Genomic DNA, 16,508 nt, shown 5'->3' on the forward strand with positions numbered 1-16,508 from the left:
GCTTGGATGAACGAATTTTTACAGCAATTATCCGCCTATTATTCGGATGATTATCTGATTTTGGTCATGGATAATGCCACCTGGCACAAGTCTCAGGCTTTGGAGTTGCCAGAAAATATCACGTGTACATTTATTCCTCCCTACACTCCAGAAATGAATCCCATTGAGCAAGTTTGGGCAGAGATACGAAAGCGTGGATTCAAAAACAAGGCCTTCAAATCTTTAGAAGAAGTCATTTTGAAGTTAGAAACAGTGATTCAAAATTTGGAAACAGAATGCCTGAGGAAGATTGTTCACAGAAAACGAATTTGTCCAGAATAGATTTTCGATGAGTATAACTAAGAAAAATCGATTTACTTTAAAGGAAGAAATAGAATTGGTTGCTTATACTCAATGAAAATCAAAGAGCAAACTAGGAAGCTAGCCGCAGACAGTACTTGGGTACGGCAAGGCGAAGCTGACGTGGTTTGGATTTGATTTTCGAAGAGTATTCTTGCATTCACTTGTAATAAAGCCTAATAGATGGTAAAATAGACGAGTGAAAAAAAGACAAAACAAAGCAAAAAATAATCTACTGTGGCAGTATGGTCTAGGGATGACGATTTTGTTTGTGGTTATCAGTGCTTCCTTTCTGTATCTGGTGTTTCTGAGTATGAAACCCTATCAAACAGCTAAAAGTGAAGGAGAAAAATTAGCTCAGCAGTATGCAGGATTAGAGCAGGCTGATCAGGTTGATTTATACAATGGCTTGGAATCCTATTATAGCGTTCTTGGTCGTAATAAAAAACAAGAAGCACTTGCTGTCCTGATTGGAAAAGATGACCATAAGATCTACGTTTATCAGCTAAATCAAGGTGTTTCACAAGAAAAAGCAGAAGCGGTTTCTAAGGAAAAAGGAGCTGGCGAAATTGATAAGATTACTTTTGGTCGTTATCAAGATAAGCCAATCTGGGAAGTCAAGTCAGGTTCTGATTTTTATCTAGTAGATTTTGAAACAGGAGCATTGGTCAATAAGGAGGGCCTATGAAACTATCCAACCGTGTTTTAGAAATGGAAGAAAGTGTGACTCTGGCTAGTGATGCAAGAGCAAAGAAGTTAAAGGCTGAAGGAAAAGATGTACTTTTCTTAACTTTAGGTCAGCCCGATTTCCATACTCCCAAAAATATTCAAGATGCAGCTGTTGCAGCCATTCGAGATGGACGTGCTTCTTTCTATACGGTAGCTTCAGGTTTGCCTGAGTTAAAAGCAGCAGTCAATACCTATTTTGAGCGTTATTATGGTTATTCCGTAGCGGCCAACGAAGTCACATTTGCTACCGGTGCTAAGTTCTCACTCTATACTTTCTTTATGGCTGTGGTCAATCCAGGTGATGAAGTCATCATCCCAACCCCATATTGGGTCAGCTATGGAGATCAGGTCAAGATGGCAGAAGGTGTGCCAGTCTTTGTTCCTGCTAAGGAAGACAATCACTTTAAGGTGACCGTAGAGCAGTTGGAAGCAGCTCGCACAGACAAAACCAAGGTTTTGGTGCTAAATTCGCCATCTAATCCGACTGGTATGATTTACACTCGCGAGGAACTCTTGGCTATCGGAAATTGGGCAGTTGAACATGACATTCTCATCCTAGCAGATGATATTTATGGTCGTTTGGTCTATAACGGGAATGAGTTCGTACCAATCTCTAGTCTATCAGAAGCCATTCGCAAGCAAAACATTGTCATTAACGGTGTATCAAAAGCTTATGCCATGACAGGTTGGCGGGTAGGTTATGCAGTGGGTGATCCAGAAATCATTGCTGCTATGAGCAAATTGACAGGTCAAACAACTTCTAACCTAACTGCTGTTTCACAATATGCAGCTATCGAAGCCCTAACTGGACCGCAAGATTCTGTGGAAGTTATGCGTCAAGCATTTGAAGAACGTCTCAATACCATCTATCCACTCTTGTGTGAAGTCCCTGGTTTTGAAGTTGTCAAACCGCAAGGAGCCTTCTATCTCTTTCCAAATGTCAAAAAAGCTATGGAGATGAAAGGTTATAGCGATGTAACAGCATTTACAACGGCTATTCTTGAAGAAGTTGGTCTGGCCTTGGTAACAGGAGCAGGCTTTGGAGCGCCAGAAAATGTGCGCCTCAGCTATGCGACAGACCTAGATACGCTTAAAGAAGCAGTTAGTCGCTTGAAAACATTTATGGGTAGTGAGAATGATTGATCATTTTGAAATTAAGGTAAAAGATTTACAAATTTCAGAAGGATTCTATAAGAGATTTCTCGCTCCTTTAGGATATGAATTGGCTTTTAGGACTAGTTCTCTAATCAGTTTTCTTGCCCCAAATAGCCCTCATCCTGGTGGTGATTTTTGGCTGGCTCAGGGGACACAAGATCCTATTCACTTTGCTTTCTTAGCAGAAAATAAGGAAGAGGTTCAAGCTTGTGATGAGGCTGGCTTAGAGGCAGGTGGGCGAGACAATGGGGCTCCTGGTTATCGCAGTGAGCATCCGATTTACTATGCTGCTTTTATGATTGACCCAGATGGGAACAATATAGAAGTGGTTTGCCATAAAGAATAAAAAAGAAAAGGAAAAACAATGACAAAACGTGTAACGATTATTGATGTGAAAGACTATGTTGGTCAGGAAGTGACGATTGGCGCTTGGGTTGCCAACAAATCAGGAAAAGGGAAAATCGCCTTCTTGCAATTGCGTGATGGAACAGCCTTCTTCCAAGGTGTGGCCTTTAAACCAAACTTTGTAGAAAAATTTGGTGAAGAAGTAGGACTTGAAAAGTTTGATGTTATCAAACGCTTGAGCCAAGAAACTTCTGTTTATGTGACTGGTATTGTCAAAGAGGACGAACGTTCTAAGTTTGGCTATGAGTTGGATATTACAGACATCGAAGTGATCGGTGAATCTCAAGACTACCCAATCACACCAAAAGAACACGGAACAGACTTCTTGATGGACAACCGTCACTTGTGGCTCCGTTCTCGTAAGCAAGTAGCGGTGATGCAAATTCGTAACGCTATCATCTATGCAACATATGAGTTCTTTGACAAGAACGGCTTCATGAAGTTTGATAGCCCAATTCTTTCAGGAAATGCAGCAGAAGATTCAACAGAACTCTTTGAAACAGACTACTTCGGAACGCCAGCTTACTTGAGCCAATCAGGTCAGCTTTACCTTGAAGCAGGTGCTATGGCTCTTGGTCGTGTCTTTGACTTTGGTCCAGTATTCCGTGCTGAAAAATCAAAAACGCGCCGTCACTTGACTGAGTTCTGGATGATGGACGCAGAGTACTCATACTTGACACACGATGAATCACTTGACTTGCAAGAAGCTTATGTAAAAGCTCTTCTTCAAGGTGTTCTTGACCGTGCGCCTCAAGCCTTGGAAACCTTGGAGCGTGATACAGAGCTCTTGAAACGTTATATTGCAGAGCCCTTCAAACGCATAACATACGATCAAGCTATTGACCTCTTGCAAGAACATGAAAATGATGAAGATGCTGATTACGAGCATTTGGAACATGGAGATGACTTTGGTTCACCACACGAAACGTGGATCTCAAACCACTTTGGTGTGCCAACATTTGTCATGAACTATCCAGCAGCCATCAAAGCCTTCTACATGAAACCAGTTCCTGGAAATCCAGAGCGCGTGTTTTGTGCAGACTTGCTTGCCCCAGAAGGCTACGGAGAAATCATCGGTGGATCTATGCGTGAGGAAGACTACGATGCCCTTGTTGCTAAGATGGATGAACTTGGCATGGATCGTACAGAGTATGAATTCTACCTTGACCTTCGTAAATACGGTACAGTCCCACACGGAGGATTTGGTATCGGTATCGAACGTATGGTAACTTTCGCAGCAGGAACAAAACACATCCGTGAAGCTATCCCATTCCCACGTATGTTGCACCGTATCAAACCATAAGAACAGGAAAACGCCCATGTGGCGTTTTTTCGAATTCCAGAGTTTTTACTTGCGTAAAAAATTGTTTTCTAGTATAATAGTTTATTGTGAGCGAACCTCACTTACCCCTTGCAAAGTCTTGGGGTCATTAGACCAAAAGGAGGAACATATCAATGGCTAAATACGAAATTCTTTATATCATTCGTCCAAACATTGAAGAAGAAGCTAAAAACGCTTTGGTAGCACGTTTTGACTCTATTTTGACTGACAACGGTGCAACTGTTGTTGAATCAAAATCTTGGGAAAAACGTCGTCTTGCGTACGAAATCAAAGATTTCCGTGAAGGACTTTACCACATCGTTAACGTTGAAGCAAACGACGACGCAGCTCTTAAAGAGTTTGACCGTCTTTCAAAAATCAACGCTGACATTCTTCGTCACATGATCGTCAAAACTGACGCGTAAGAAGGTAAACTATGATTAACAATGTTGTACTTGTAGGGCGTATGACACGTGACGCTGAGTTGCGTTATACCCCATCAAATGTAGCAGTTGCGACTTTTACTCTTGCAGTAAACCGTACATTTAAGAGTCAAAATGGCGAACGTGAGGCTGATTTTATCAATGTCGTTATGTGGCGCCAACAGGCTGAAAATCTTGCTAACTGGGCTAAAAAAGGCTCACTTATCGGGGTGACAGGTCGTATCCAGACTCGTAGTTACGATAACCAGCAAGGACAACGTGTCTACGTGACAGAGGTCGTGGCTGAGAATTTCCAAATGTTGGAAAGCCGTAGTGTGCGTGAGGGTCACACAGGTGGAGCTTATTCTGCACCAAGTTCAAACTATTCAGCGCCTACAAATTCAGTACCAGACTTTTCACGTGATGAAAATCCATTTGGAGCAACAAATCCATTGGATATTTCAGATGATGATTTACCATTCTAATGGACAATTAAAATTATAAAGGAGAAAAAACATGGCTCAACAACGTCGTGGCGGATTCAAACGCCGTAAAAAAGTTGATTACATCGCAGCAAACAAAATTGAATATGTTGATTACAAAGATACTGAGCTTCTTAGCCGTTTCGTTTCAGAACGTGGGAAAATCCTTCCTCGTCGTGTAACAGGAACTTCAGCTAAAAACCAACGTAAAGTAACAACAGCTATCAAACGCGCTCGCGTAATGGCTTTGATGCCTTTCGTAAACGAAGATTAAAAAAGAGGTCCGGGTGGACCTCTTTTTCAGACCCCGACGGGTCTTTTTTTCACGAGCTTTGAAATGAGAGAGCGAGTTTGGGTCCAGTGGACCTTTTTTTCATGAGTTCTAGAATGAGAAGTCGAGTTGAATTTGGATGGATTTTTTTTATAAATATTGATTTTCTTCTCATCAAAGGACTTACAATAAAAACTGGAAGCTTTTTGAAAATAGGGGATTTCTCTACTTTATGGTATAATGGAAAGAGTTAGATTGAAAGAGGTAGTGAGATGGATGCGAAATTAAGATACAAGGCAAAAAAAATCAAGATTGTCTTTTTTGATATTGATGATACCTTGCGAAATTCCAAGACTGGTTTTATTCCGTCTTCAATCCCAGCTGTTTTTAAGCAATTACGTGAGAAGGGAATCTTGACAGGTATTGCTTCTGGACGGGGGATTTTTGGTGTTGTACCAGAGATTCGTGAACTCAAGCCGGACTTTTTTGTGACCTTGAATGGGGCCTACATCGAAGATAAAAAAGGTCAGGTTATTTATCAACATCAGATTGAGAAGTCAGATGTTGAGGAGTATATTTCTTGGGCCAAGCAAGAAGGAATTGAGTATGGCTTGGTTGGGAGTCATGATGCCAAGTTGTCGACTCGCACCGATATGATTAGTGAAGCTATCAATCCAATTTATCCCGACTTAGATGTAGATCCAGATTTCCATAAAAAAGAAGATATCTATCAGATGTGGACTTTTGAAGACAAGGGAGATGACTTGCACTTGCCTGATAGTCTCTCAGACAAACTTCGCATGGTTCGTTGGCATCAACATTCGTCTGATATTGTGCCGATTTCAGGCTCCAAAGCGACGGGTGTGGAAAAGGTTGTGGAACACCTTGGCTTGAAATCAGAGAACGTCATGGTTTTTGGAGATGGACTCAACGACTTGGAACTCTTTGATTATGCTGGAATCAGCGTTGCAATGGGAATTTCTCATGATAAAATCAAAGAAAAAGCAGATTATATAACAAAAACACTAGAAGAAGATGGCATTTTTGATGCCTTAGAAGGATTTGATATGGTAGAAAAAGAATTGCATTTCCCACAAGTAGATATTGAAATAGTAGAAGGTCCTATCGCGACTATTAAGACCAATCACGGAGACTTGCGTATTAAGCTCTTCCCTGAACATGCTCCTAAAACTGTGGCTAACTTTGTTGCACTTTCAAAAGATGGCTACTATGATGGAGTTATTTTCCACCGTATTATCAAAGATTTTATGATTCAAGGTGGAGACCCAACTGGAACTGGTATGGGTGGCGAGTCAATCTACGGCGAATCATTTGAGGATGAATTCTCAGAAGAACTTTACAATATCCGTGGTGCCCTTTCCATGGCCAATGCTGGTCCAAATACCAACGGCAGCCAGTTCTTTATCGTGCAAAATCAACATTTGCCTTATTCTAAAAAAGAAATTGCTCGTGGAGGTTGGCCAGAACCGATTGCGGAAATCTATGCCAACCAAGGTGGAACCCCTCACTTAGACCACCGTCATACTGTTTTTGGTCAGCTAGCTGATGAAGCTTCTTACGTTGTCTTGGATGCCATTGCTTCTGTTAAGACAGGGGCTATGGACAAGCCAGTTGAAGATGTTGTGATTGAAACAATTGAAATCGAGGACTAAGATGAAAATCGGTGATAAGCTAAAGGGGCGTATTACAGGGATTCAGCCCTACGGTGCCTTTGTTGAGTTAGAGACGGGTGATACGGGGCTGATTCACATTTCAGAGATTCGAACAGGATTTATTGAAAATATTCATGAAGCCTTGAAAGTCGATGAAGATGTTCAGGTTCAGGTAGTGGATTTAGATGAATTTACAGGGAAAGCTAGTCTTTCTATCCGCACTTTGGAGGAAGAAAAGCACCAGTTTCCTAGACGGAGACGCTTTTCAAGCGACCGCTTTAACTACGGCTTTGCGCCTCTCAAAAGAATGATGCCAATTTGGACCAAGGAAGCCCTTCAACATTTGAAGAAGCAGAAGAATTAGTTAGAAATCTATATTCTTTGTGATGTTAATATAAGTTTGCTATAATAAGACCATGGAAGAAGAACAATTATTAAAATCAGGAGAGCGAATTAACCAGCTCTTTTCGACAGATATCAAAATCATTCAAAATAGAGAGGTTTTTAGCTATTCGGTGGATAGTGTTCTCTTGTCACGCTTTCCACGTTTTCCTAAGAAGGGATTGATTGTGGATTTCTGCGCTGGAAATGGAGCAGTGGGGCTTTTTGCTAGCACTCGTACTCAAGCACAGATATTGGCTGTTGAGATTCAGGAGCGTTTGGCGGATATGGCTGAACGCTCTGTCCGTTTGAATGGATTAGAGGAGCAAATGCAGGTCATCTGCGATGATTTGAAAAATATGCCTGCTCACATTCAGGGAAGTAAGGTAGATATGATTTTGTGTAATCCGCCCTATTTCAAGGTGGATTCTCATTCCAACTTAAACGAGAGTGAACATTATCTCTTGGCGCGCCACGAAATCACGACCAATTTGGAAGAAATCTGTCGCAGTGCCCAGAGTATTCTCAAGTCTAATGGGCGCTTGGCCATGGTTCATCGTCCTGACCGACTCTTGGATATCTTGGACATGTTGCAACGGCATAATCTAGCTCCCAAGCGCCTGCAGTTTGTTTATCCAAAGAGGGAAAAGGAAGCCAATATGCTCTTGATTGAAGCTATCAAGGATGGCTCGACAAGTGGTTTTAAGGTTTTACCACCTTTGATTGTCCACAATGATGATGGTTCCTATACGCCCGAACTTGAAGAGATTTATTATGGATCATAAGGCTTATATGTATGTGCTGGAGTGCCGTGACGGGTCCTACTATACAGGCTATACGACTGATGTGAGAAGACGCCTTGCTGCCCACAATAGTGGGAAGGGAGCTAAATATACACGAGCCCGCTTACCAGTCAAACTCATCTATGCTCAAGGTTTTGCCAGTAAGGAAGAAGCCATGTCGGCGGAAGCCTTGCTCAAGCGTAAGAAGCGACCGCAAAAGGAAATATTTTTATCTGAAAATCAAGATAGAAATTTACTCATACTCAATAAAAATCAAAGAGAAAACTAGGAAGCTAGCCGTAGGTTGCTCAAAGCACTGCTTTGAGGTTGTAGATAAGACTGACGAAGTCAGTCACATATATAATCCAAGGCGAAGCTGACGTGGTTTGAATTTGATTTTCGAAGAGTATCAGTTATTTTGAAGAATCGTGAGGAGCCCTTTGACTCCTCTTACTTTTGTCAAAAAGCGAAAAAAATGCTACAATAAAGAGAATAAACAAAATGAGGTATTATCATGTCTAAGATTCTAGTATTTGGTCACCAAAATCCAGACTCAGATGCCATCGGGTCATCTGTAGCCTTTGCCTACCTTGCAAAAGAAGCTTATGGTTTGGATACGGAAGCTGTTGCCCTTGGAACTCCAAATGAAGAAACAGCCTTTGTCTTGAACTATTTTGGTGTGGAAGCACCGCGTGTTATCACTTCTGCTAAAGCAGAAGGTGCAGAGCAAGTTATCTTGACTGACCACAATGAATTCCAACAATCTGTATCAGATATCGCTGAAGTAGAAGTTTACGGTGTTGTAGACCACCACCGTGTGGCTAACTTTGAGACTGCAAGCCCACTTTACATGCGTTTGGAGCCAGTTGGGTCAGCTTCTTCAATCGTTTACCGTATGTTCAAAGAACATGGTGTGGCTGTTCCTAAAGAGATTGCTGGTTTGATGCTTTCAGGTTTGATTTCAGATACTCTTCTTTTGAAATCACCAACAACACACCCAACAGATAAAGTCATTGCTCCAGAATTGGCTGAATTGGCTGGTGTAAATTTGGAAGAATATGGTCTCGCAATGCTAAAAGCTGGTACCAACTTGGCTAGCAAATCTGCTGAAGAATTGATTGACATCGATGCTAAGACTTTTGAATTGAACGGAAATAATGTTCGTGTTGCCCAAGTAAACACAGTTGACATCGCTGAAGTTTTGGAACGCCAAGCAGAAATTGAAGCTGCAATGCAAGCTGCCAACACAGCAAACGGCTACTCTGACTTTGTCTTGATGATTACAGATATCGTCAACTCTAACTCAGAAATTCTAGCACTCGGTGCTAACATGGATAAGGTCGAAGCGGCTTTCAACTTTAAACTTGAAAACAATCACGCTTTCCTTGCTGGTGCTGTTTCACGTAAGAAACAAGTGGTACCTCAATTGACTGAAAGCTTTAATGCTTAAGATTTTGGGTGTCAGTTCAAATTAGGAGAGGCTAGTTTGCCTTATATCGAAAGGGGTTTCGGCTCCTTTTTTTCTAGGAGAGAAAGATGTTAGAAAATGGTGATTTGATTTTTGTGAAGGACCTTTCAGATATGGGGCAGGCCATCCAGACTTCCACAGGCAACTATAGCCATGTTGCCATTTATTTGGATGGGATGATTTACCATGCTAGTGGAGAATTTGGTGTTGTCTGTCAAGAACCAGCAGACTTCTTTGAACCCAATCACTTGTACGACCTCTATGTTTACCCAGAAATGGATATCCAGTCGGTGAAGGAGAGAGCTTGTAAGCATCTTGGAGCTCCCTACAATGCTTCTTTCTATCCAGATGGAGCTGGTTTTTACTGTTCTCAGTATATGGCAGAAGTCTTACCGATTTTTGAAACTATTCCCATGAAATTTGGAGATGGGGAGCAGGAGATTAGTGGTTTTTGGAGGGAGTATTATAGAGAACTAGGTTTGCCTGTTCCTCTAAACCAAGCTGGGACCAATCCTAGTCAGTTGGTAGCATCGCCTCTGTTAGAATGTAAAGAAAGGAATCTTCATGATTCAGATTTTTAATCCCTCTCGTTTGACGAGACAGCCATTTTTTGGAGAATTGATCCGCTATCTGGACCAGCATGATGATGTGATTCTACGGGAAATCAAGGTTCAATTTCCAGAAGTAGCCGTTGATAAATTCATGGAAGAGTATATAAAGGCTGGTTTGATTCTACGTGAAAATAAGCGTTATTACCTTAATCTTCCTATGTTTGAGTCCCTTGATAGTCTCGAACTGGATCAAGAGATTTTTGTCAGAGAAGATAGTCCAGTCTATCAAGCCTTGTCGGAGCAGCGTTTTGAGACAGAATTGCGCAATCAAACCAATGCAGCTATTTTAGTTGAAAAGACGGACTTTGCGAGATCAAAAATGACCCTGTCCAATTATTTCTACAAGGTCAAATATCAGTATCCTTTGACAGAAAAACAGCAGGAACTTTATGACATTTTGGGAGATGTCAATCCTGAGTATGCTCTCAAATATATGACGACTTTTTTGTTGAAATTTCTCAAAAAAGACCAGCTGATGCAGAAACGCCGTGATATCTTTGTGGACAGTTTGGTCGTCCTAGGTTATATTGTCCAAAATGAAGATGGCAAGTATGAGTTGGCTATCGATTTTGATAAGGAAAGATTAACTTTCTACTTGGTGTGAAATCTTGTTTTTGAGCACATTGTTTGACTTTACTTAGCATTCAGTATAAACTATATGTAACCGATAACACTTATCGGAATAAACCTAAAGGAGACAATCATATGTCACTTGAAAACAAATTGGAACAAGCAACAGGCGCTATCAAAGAAGGATTTGGTAAGGTTACTGGGGATAGTAAGACTGAAGCAGAAGGCGCTGTAGAAAAGACAGTTGCTAAGGCAAAAGAAGTAGTTGAAGATGCGAAAGGTGCTGTAGAAGGTGCCGTTGAAGGTTTGAAAAACGCTTTTAAATAAAAATAGAAAAAATCAAGGGTTTCGTTTCCCTTGATTTTTTTACGAGACTTATAAATAATTTTCTGCGACAGCTGCATCTCCTGGATAGGCTTCTTTCTTGCCTTGGACGATTTGGTAGCAATCAGCTCCCTTGCCAGCGATAATAACTGCATCTAATTCTTGGCTTGTGATAGCCATAGCTGCCTTGATTGCTTCTTGGCGATCCGCAATCTTTTCAACAGGATGGCTAATATAGCTACTGATTTCATCCGCAATGGCCATTGGATCTTCATAGTTGGGGTCATCAGCAGTCAGAAAGACTTGAATCTCAGGGTGTTGATTAAGTAGAAGTCCAAAGTCCTTACGACGGCTTTCTCCCTTGTTTCCTGTCGAACCCAGAACCAGTGCAATCTTTCCAGTTTGATGAGTCTCTACAACATTGATGAGTTTTTTTAGACTGTCCCCATTGTGCGCATAGTCGATGAAGACCTTGGCACCATTTTTCTGGCTGAGGACTTCCATACGACCAGGAACGCGGGTTGCAGCGATTCCTTTTTTGATGTCCTCAAGACTTGCTCCCAGACGGAGACAAGCGAGTCCAGCAGCAACGGCATTTTCTTGGTTGAAGTGACCAATCAGTTGGATATTATAGTCTCCAGCGAGTTTACCCGTAGCTGAAAAGCTAAAGGCTTTGGAATTCTCGATTTGGTTACTTGATTGGCTACCATAGAAATCATGGTCTTGATTTGCCACTTGTTCTTTCAAGACTGAGAAGTGGTCCATGTCACTGTTAATGATGACTGCTCGGCTATTTTCCATCAAGAGACGCTTGTGGTAGAAGTAGTCTTCAAAGCTAGGGTGTTCAATAGGGCCAATATGGTCTGGACTGATATTGAGGAAAACTCCTACATCAAAGGTTAGACCATAGACGCGTTTGACCAGATAGGCTTGACTAGATACCTCCATGATGAGGTGGGTGCGGTCATTTTGCACAGCTTGATTCATCATGTCAAAGAGGTCAATGCTCTCAGGAGTTGTCAATGCAGACTTAAAGAAAGTTTTGCCGTCTAGAGTTGTATTCATGGTCGACAACATAGCAGGTCGGTGACCTTGAGATAAAATGTTATAGGCGAAATAGGCTGCCGTTGTCTTACCCTTGGTTCCAGTAAAGGCAAGGAGTTTAAGTTTTTTCTGTGGATTGCCATAAAACTCCATGGCAATCAAACTCATGGCTTTCTTGATATCACTGACGATAATGGTAGGAATACCAACCTCATAGTCCTTTTCAGCCACATAATAACCGAGTCCTTGAGAGATGGCTGAAAGTAGAAATTCCTTTTTAAAGGCAGCACCTTTGACGAAAAAGAGGCTCTTTTCTTTAGCCTTGCGACTGTCATAGCAGATGGTGTCAAATACGACATGGCTGTAGTTGTAGTGGTAGTGTCCTTGGTCGATAATCTCGCGGAAGAGACCATCTTTCTTTAATATATATAATACGGTTTCAATCTTTATCATACTTTCTATTGTAAACCGAAAGTCGCAAATTTACAAGTAACAAGGAAAAGTTTATAATGGAAGATAAGGAGTTTTTCCTAGTTATCAAAATTGAATGAGGAATCTATGTCGCACGAAAACAATCACCAGCAGGCCCAGATGTTACGGGGGACTGCTTGGTTAACGGCTAGTAACTTTATCAGTCGCCTACTCGGGGCTATTTACATTATCCCTTGGTACATCTGGATGGGGTCTTATGCAGCTACGGCCAATGGTCTCTTTACCATGGGCTATAATATTTATGCTTGGTTCTTGCTGGTGTCAACAGCAGGTATTCCAGTTGCGGTGGCCAAGCAAGTTGCCAAGTATAATACCATGCGAGAAGAAGAGCATAGCTTTGCCCTGATTCGGAGCTTTTTAGGATTTATGACAGGACTAGGCCTCGTTTTTGCCCTAATCTTGTATGTCTTTGCTCCTTGGCTAGCAGACTTATCTGGCGTGGGCAAAGACTTAATCCCAATCATGCAGAGCTTGGCTTGGGCGGTCTTGATTTTCCCATCTATGAGTGTTATCCGAGGTTTCTTCCAAGGGATGAATAATCTCAAACCTTATGCCATGAGCCAAATCGCTGAGCAGGTCATTCGTGTTATCTGGATGCTTTTAGCAACTTTTATCATTATGAAGCTCGGTTCAGGAGATTATCTAGCAGCGGTTACCCAATCCACCTTTGCTGCCTTTGTCGGCATGGTAGCCAGTTTTGCAGTCTTGATTTATTTCCTTGCTCAAGAAGGTTTACTCAAAAGAGTCTTTGAAACAGGGGATAAGATTAATAGTAAGCGTCTTTTAGCCGATACCATTAAAGAAGCCATTCCTTTCATCCTGACAGGGTCTGCTATCCAGCTTTTCCAAATCTTGGATCAGATGACCTTTATCAATAGTATGAGCTGGTTTACCAACTACAGCAACGAGGACTTGGTTGTCATGTTTTCTTATTTCTCAGCCAATCCTAATAAAATTACTATGATTTTGATTTCTGTTGGGGTTTCGATTGGGAGTGTCGGTTTGCCGCTTTTGACTGAAAACTATGTCAAGGGGGACTTGAAGGCGGCTTCTCGTCTGGTTCAGGACAGCATCACCATGCTTTTCTTATTCCTGCTACCAGCAACGGTTGGAGTGGTCATGGTAGGAGAACCTCTTTATACGGTTTTCTATGGCAAGCCAGATAGTTTGGCTATGGGCTTGTTTGTCTTTGCAGTTTTGCAGTCTACTATTTTAGGTCTGTACATGGTCTTGTCTCCTATGCTTCAGGCCATGTTCCGAAACCGCAAGGCAGTTCTTTACTTTGTCTATGGTTCTATTGCTAAGATCGTCTTGCAATTGCCAACCATTGCCATTTTTCACAGCTACGGTCCCTTGATCTCAACGACTATCGGCTTGATTATTCCGAATGTCCTGATGTACCGAGACATTTGCCAGGTAACGGGTGCTCGTCGAAAGATAATCTTGAAACGGACTATCTTGATTACCATCTTAACCCTTGTCATGTTCATACTAGTTGGCTTCTTGCAGTGGATTTTAGGATTTGTCTTCCAACCAAGTGGACGTTTGTGGAGTTTCCTATATGTAGCCCTTGTCGGTGCTATGGGTGGAGGTGTTTATGGAGTTATGAGTCTCCGTACCCGCTTGTTGGATAAGGTGATTGGAAAAGCTCAAGCAGATCGCTTACGAATCAAATTAAAGTTAACTTAAAAACATTTATAAATAAAAGGGATAATTTGAACATTTCTATCATGAAATGCTTGAATTATTCTCTTTTTTACTAATCTGTAGAATAATATCTAAAATTTGTAGATAGAAATTTTATTTTTTTAAAAAAAGACCAAAAAACTATTGACTAAATAAAACTCGAGTTGTATAATAAGACAAATATTTAAAACAGGAGGTTCTGGAAATGAAAAAGTCTAAGGCCAAGTATGCAACGCTTGCAGGTGTCGTGTTAAGTGCAGGTATTTTGTTAAGTGCCTGTGGAAATTCTAGCACAGGGTCAAAAACATATAACTATGTTTACTCAAGCGACCCATCTAGTTTGAATTATCTAGCAGAAAACCGTGCAACAACCAATGATATTGTGACTAATCTAGTAGATGGTCTCATGGAAAATGACCAGTATGGGAACTATGTTCCATCATTGGCAGAGGATTGGAGTGTTTCTCAAGACGGTTTAACCTATACCTACAAACTTCGTAAGGACATTAAGTGGTATACTGCAGATGGGGAAGAATATGCTCCTGTAACTGCTCAAGACTTTGTGACAGGTTTGAAATATGCGGCTGATAAAAAATCCGAAGCCTTGTACTTGGTGCAAGAATCCGTTGCAGGTTTGGATGACTATATTAACGGTAAAACAACAGACTTTTCAACTGTCGGAGTCAAGGCTCTTGATGACCAAACTGTTCAATATACCTTGACACGACCAGAATCTTATTGGAATTCTAAAACAACTTCAACCATTCTCTTCCCAGTTAATGCAGATTTCTTGAAATCAAAAGGAGATGATTTTGGCAAGGTAGACCCATCTAGCATTTTGTACAATGGACCTTTCTTGATGAAATCTTTTGTTTCAAAATCGGTTATCGAATACAAGAAAAATCCTAACTACTGGGATGCTAAAAATGTCTTTGTAGATGATGTGAAATTGGCCTATTATGATGGTAGTGACCAAGATGCACTGGCTCGTAACTATGTTGAGGGAGCCTATAGCTATGCTTGTCTCTATCCAAATAGTTCAAGTTTCGAAGGAATTAAAGAAAAGAATAAGGATAATATCATCTATAGCATGCAAGATGCTACTTCTTACTTCTTAAACTTTAACTTAGATAGAAAATCTTATAAATTCACTTCCAAGACAAGTGATGCTGAGAAGAAATCGACTCAAGAAGCGGTTCTTAACAAAAACTTCCGTCAAGCCATTAATTTTGCCTATGACCGTACAGCCTACGGGGCTCAATCTCAGGGAGAAGATGGTGCAACTAAGATTTTGCGTAACTTGGTTGTTCCTCCAAACTTCGTAAGTATCAACGGAAAAGACTTTGGTGAAGTAGTAGCCTCTAAGATGGTGAATTATGGTAAAGAATGGCAAGGAATCAACTTTGCGGATGCCCAAGATCCATACTACAATGCTGAAAAAGCCAAGGCTAAATTTGCAGAGGCTAAGAAAGAACTCCAAGCTAAGGGAGTTCAATTCCCTATCCACTTAGATAAAACTGTAGATTTGACAAATAAGGCAGAAATTCAAGGAATCAATTCCATGAAGCAATCAATAGAATCTGTCTTAGGTGCAGATAATGTTGTGATTGATGTTCATCAACTTTCTACAGAGGACTATGAAAGTTCAGGTTATCTTGCTCAAACTGCAGCTCAGAAGGATTATGATCTTTACAACGGTGGTTGGAGTCCAGACTATCAAGATCCTTCAACCTATCTTGACGTCTTTAACGTTAATTCTGGTGGTTTGATGCAAAATCTAGGTATAGAGCCTGGTGAAGCCAATGATAAAGCCAAGGCTGTTGGACTGGATGTCTACACTCAAATGTTGGAAGAAGCTAATAAGGAGCAAGATCCAGCTAAACGTTATGAAAAATATGCTGATGCCCAAGCTTGGTTGGTGGATAGCTCTCTAGCAATTCCAAATGTTTCACTAGGCGGAACACCAACATTGAGAAAAATTGTTCCTTTCTCAACACCATATTCATTGGCTGGTAATAAAGGGGTTGAATCATATAAATACCTCAAATTACAAGATAAGACAGTTACAAAAGACGAATATGAAAAAGCCAAAGAAAAATGGTTGAAAGAAAAAGAAGAATCCAATAAAAAAGCCCAAGAAGAGTTGGCAAAACATGTCAAATAAGGATTTTTCAAGAAAAACGATGGTTTCAAAAGAAACTGTCGTTTTTCGTTTTTTAATAGAATGATGTCGAATTTTGGAAGGAAAAATATCACATTTTTTTATTTGTCTATTGGAATTATGTTATAATGAATATAACAAAAACGTGAGAAACTATTTTCGAAAATCTACCCAGTGTTGATTGAGGTCTAG

19 protein-coding genes are annotated in these 16,508 nt (G+C 40.8%); 18 read left to right on the forward strand and 1 reads right to left on the reverse strand.

What is annotated here, in order from left to right:
• The 16 genes from FGQ53_RS05685 to FGQ53_RS05765 form a co-directional block, all read left to right on the forward strand.
• The coding region (locus FGQ53_RS05685; RefSeq protein ID WP_171019091.1) for a transposase at nucleotides 1-321 on the forward strand (321 nt) is incomplete at its 5' end.
• 217 nt (nucleotides 322-538) lie between these two features.
• Nucleotides 539-1,027, forward strand: a complete 489-nt coding sequence (locus FGQ53_RS05690; protein WP_049512551.1) for a DUF5590 domain-containing protein — start codon at nucleotides 539-541, stop codon at nucleotides 1,025-1,027.
• A complete protein-coding gene (locus FGQ53_RS05695) occupies nucleotides 1,024-2,211 on the forward strand; it encodes a pyridoxal phosphate-dependent aminotransferase (RefSeq protein ID WP_138336586.1) in 1,188 nt (395 codons plus the stop codon). Before FGQ53_RS05690 ends, FGQ53_RS05695 begins: the two co-directional genes overlap by 4 nt.
• A complete protein-coding gene (locus FGQ53_RS05700) occupies nucleotides 2,204-2,569 on the forward strand; it encodes a VOC family protein (protein WP_138336589.1) in 366 nt (121 codons plus the stop codon). The genes FGQ53_RS05695 and FGQ53_RS05700 overlap by 8 nt, the downstream gene beginning before the upstream one ends.
• 18 nt (nucleotides 2,570-2,587) lie before the next feature.
• Entirely contained in the window at nucleotides 2,588-3,931 is a 1,344-nt protein-coding gene (asnS, locus tag FGQ53_RS05705) for an asparagine--tRNA ligase (protein WP_138336591.1), read from the forward strand.
• Nucleotides 3,932-4,083: 152 nt separating this feature from the next.
• Entirely contained in the window at nucleotides 4,084-4,374 is a 291-nt protein-coding gene (gene rpsF / locus FGQ53_RS05710; RefSeq protein WP_001151778.1) for a 30S ribosomal protein S6, read from the forward strand.
• Nucleotides 4,375-4,385: 11 nt separating this feature from the next.
• A complete protein-coding gene (ssbA, locus tag FGQ53_RS05715) occupies nucleotides 4,386-4,856 on the forward strand; it encodes a single-stranded DNA-binding protein SsbA (protein ID WP_000609602.1) in 471 nt (156 codons plus the stop codon).
• 31 nt (nucleotides 4,857-4,887) lie between these two features.
• Nucleotides 4,888-5,127 carry a 30S ribosomal protein S18 gene (gene rpsR, locus FGQ53_RS05720; RefSeq protein WP_000068664.1) on the forward strand — a complete coding sequence of 80 codons (240 nt, stop codon included), beginning with the start codon at nucleotides 4,888-4,890 and terminating at the stop codon, nucleotides 5,125-5,127.
• A 269-nt stretch (nucleotides 5,128-5,396) separates the two neighbouring features.
• On the forward strand, nucleotides 5,397-6,797 hold the full coding sequence (locus FGQ53_RS05725) for a bifunctional Cof-type HAD-IIB family hydrolase/peptidylprolyl isomerase (RefSeq protein WP_138336594.1): 1,401 nt from the start codon (nucleotides 5,397-5,399) through the stop codon (nucleotides 6,795-6,797).
• Between the two features lies 1 nt (nucleotide 6,798).
• Nucleotides 6,799-7,161 carry a S1 RNA-binding domain-containing protein gene (locus FGQ53_RS05730; RefSeq protein ID WP_138336597.1) on the forward strand — a complete coding sequence of 121 codons (363 nt, stop codon included), beginning with the start codon at nucleotides 6,799-6,801 and terminating at the stop codon, nucleotides 7,159-7,161.
• 52 nt (nucleotides 7,162-7,213) lie between these two features.
• Nucleotides 7,214-7,963: a tRNA1(Val) (adenine(37)-N6)-methyltransferase gene (locus FGQ53_RS05735; RefSeq protein WP_138336600.1), complete on the forward strand. Its 750-nt coding sequence runs from the start codon at nucleotides 7,214-7,216 to the stop codon at nucleotides 7,961-7,963.
• A complete protein-coding gene (locus tag FGQ53_RS05740) occupies nucleotides 7,953-8,249 on the forward strand; it encodes a GIY-YIG nuclease family protein (protein WP_138336602.1) in 297 nt (98 codons plus the stop codon). The genes FGQ53_RS05735 and FGQ53_RS05740 overlap by 11 nt, the downstream gene beginning before the upstream one ends.
• Before the next feature lie 225 nt (nucleotides 8,250-8,474).
• Complete coding sequence (locus tag FGQ53_RS05750; RefSeq protein WP_075232195.1) at nucleotides 8,475-9,410, forward strand: manganese-dependent inorganic pyrophosphatase; 936 nt, start codon at nucleotides 8,475-8,477, stop codon at nucleotides 9,408-9,410.
• Nucleotides 9,411-9,496: 86 nt separating this feature from the next.
• Nucleotides 9,497-10,009: a YiiX/YebB-like N1pC/P60 family cysteine hydrolase gene (locus FGQ53_RS05755; RefSeq protein WP_138336605.1), complete on the forward strand. Its 513-nt coding sequence runs from the start codon at nucleotides 9,497-9,499 to the stop codon at nucleotides 10,007-10,009.
• Nucleotides 9,993-10,643, forward strand: a complete 651-nt coding sequence (locus tag FGQ53_RS05760; protein ID WP_138336608.1) for a DUF1803 domain-containing protein — start codon at nucleotides 9,993-9,995, stop codon at nucleotides 10,641-10,643. Before FGQ53_RS05755 ends, FGQ53_RS05760 begins: the two co-directional genes overlap by 17 nt.
• A gap of 101 nt (nucleotides 10,644-10,744) precedes the next feature.
• Nucleotides 10,745-10,936 (forward strand): CsbD family protein, encoded by a 192-nt coding sequence (locus FGQ53_RS05765; protein WP_000051184.1) that lies wholly within the window; start codon nucleotides 10,745-10,747, stop codon nucleotides 10,934-10,936.
• Nucleotides 10,937-10,984: 48 nt separating this feature from the next.
• On the opposite strand, the gene FGQ53_RS05770 is transcribed toward FGQ53_RS05765, so the two are convergent.
• A complete protein-coding gene (locus FGQ53_RS05770) occupies nucleotides 10,985-12,430 on the reverse strand; it encodes a UDP-N-acetylmuramoyl-L-alanyl-D-glutamate--L-lysine ligase (protein WP_138336611.1) in 1,446 nt (481 codons plus the stop codon).
• A 105-nt stretch (nucleotides 12,431-12,535) separates the two neighbouring features.
• Here FGQ53_RS05770 and FGQ53_RS05775 point away from each other — a divergent pair, with 105 nt between their 5' ends.
• Together FGQ53_RS05775 and FGQ53_RS05780 are read left to right on the forward strand one after the other, a co-directional pair.
• Nucleotides 12,536-14,158 carry a putative polysaccharide biosynthesis protein gene (locus FGQ53_RS05775; protein ID WP_138336614.1) on the forward strand — a complete coding sequence of 541 codons (1,623 nt, stop codon included), beginning with the start codon at nucleotides 12,536-12,538 and terminating at the stop codon, nucleotides 14,156-14,158.
• A 202-nt stretch (nucleotides 14,159-14,360) separates the two neighbouring features.
• Nucleotides 14,361-16,319, forward strand: a complete 1,959-nt coding sequence (locus FGQ53_RS05780) for a peptide ABC transporter substrate-binding protein (protein ID WP_138336617.1) — start codon at nucleotides 14,361-14,363, stop codon at nucleotides 16,317-16,319.
• Nucleotides 16,320-16,508: the final 189 nt, after the last annotated feature.

The organism is Streptococcus mitis, assembly GCF_005844455.1.
Classification (GTDB): Bacteria; Bacillota; Bacilli; order Lactobacillales; family Streptococcaceae; genus Streptococcus; species Streptococcus mitis_BF.

What these genes read in the sequence shown, in the direction of transcription:
- FGQ53_RS05695 (WP_138336586.1), top strand. Translation starts at nt 1,024, where the DNA reads ATGAAACTATCCAACCGTGTTTTAGAAATGGAAGAAAGTGTGACTCTG.
- FGQ53_RS05700 (WP_138336589.1), top strand. Translation starts at nt 2,204, where the DNA reads ATGATTGATCATTTTGAAATTAAGGTAAAAGATTTACAAATTTCAGAA.
- asnS (WP_138336591.1), top strand. Translation starts at nt 2,588, where the DNA reads ATGACAAAACGTGTAACGATTATTGATGTGAAAGACTATGTTGGTCAG.
- rpsF (WP_001151778.1), top strand. Translation starts at nt 4,084, where the DNA reads ATGGCTAAATACGAAATTCTTTATATCATTCGTCCAAACATTGAAGAA.
- ssbA (WP_000609602.1), top strand. Translation starts at nt 4,386, where the DNA reads ATGATTAACAATGTTGTACTTGTAGGGCGTATGACACGTGACGCTGAG.
- rpsR (WP_000068664.1), top strand. Translation starts at nt 4,888, where the DNA reads ATGGCTCAACAACGTCGTGGCGGATTCAAACGCCGTAAAAAAGTTGAT.
- FGQ53_RS05725 (WP_138336594.1), top strand. Translation starts at nt 5,397, where the DNA reads ATGGATGCGAAATTAAGATACAAGGCAAAAAAAATCAAGATTGTCTTT.
- FGQ53_RS05730 (WP_138336597.1), top strand. Translation starts at nt 6,799, where the DNA reads ATGAAAATCGGTGATAAGCTAAAGGGGCGTATTACAGGGATTCAGCCC.
- FGQ53_RS05735 (WP_138336600.1), top strand. Translation starts at nt 7,214, where the DNA reads ATGGAAGAAGAACAATTATTAAAATCAGGAGAGCGAATTAACCAGCTC.
- FGQ53_RS05740 (WP_138336602.1), top strand. Translation starts at nt 7,953, where the DNA reads ATGGATCATAAGGCTTATATGTATGTGCTGGAGTGCCGTGACGGGTCC.
- FGQ53_RS05750 (WP_075232195.1), top strand. Translation starts at nt 8,475, where the DNA reads ATGTCTAAGATTCTAGTATTTGGTCACCAAAATCCAGACTCAGATGCC.
- FGQ53_RS05755 (WP_138336605.1), top strand. Translation starts at nt 9,497, where the DNA reads ATGTTAGAAAATGGTGATTTGATTTTTGTGAAGGACCTTTCAGATATG.
- FGQ53_RS05760 (WP_138336608.1), top strand. Translation starts at nt 9,993, where the DNA reads ATGATTCAGATTTTTAATCCCTCTCGTTTGACGAGACAGCCATTTTTT.
- FGQ53_RS05765 (WP_000051184.1), top strand. Translation starts at nt 10,745, where the DNA reads ATGTCACTTGAAAACAAATTGGAACAAGCAACAGGCGCTATCAAAGAA.
- FGQ53_RS05770 (WP_138336611.1), bottom strand. Translation starts at nt 12,430, where the DNA reads ATGATAAAGATTGAAACCGTATTATATATATTAAAGAAAGATGGTCTC.
- FGQ53_RS05775 (WP_138336614.1), top strand. Translation starts at nt 12,536, where the DNA reads ATGTCGCACGAAAACAATCACCAGCAGGCCCAGATGTTACGGGGGACT.
- FGQ53_RS05780 (WP_138336617.1), top strand. Translation starts at nt 14,361, where the DNA reads ATGAAAAAGTCTAAGGCCAAGTATGCAACGCTTGCAGGTGTCGTGTTA.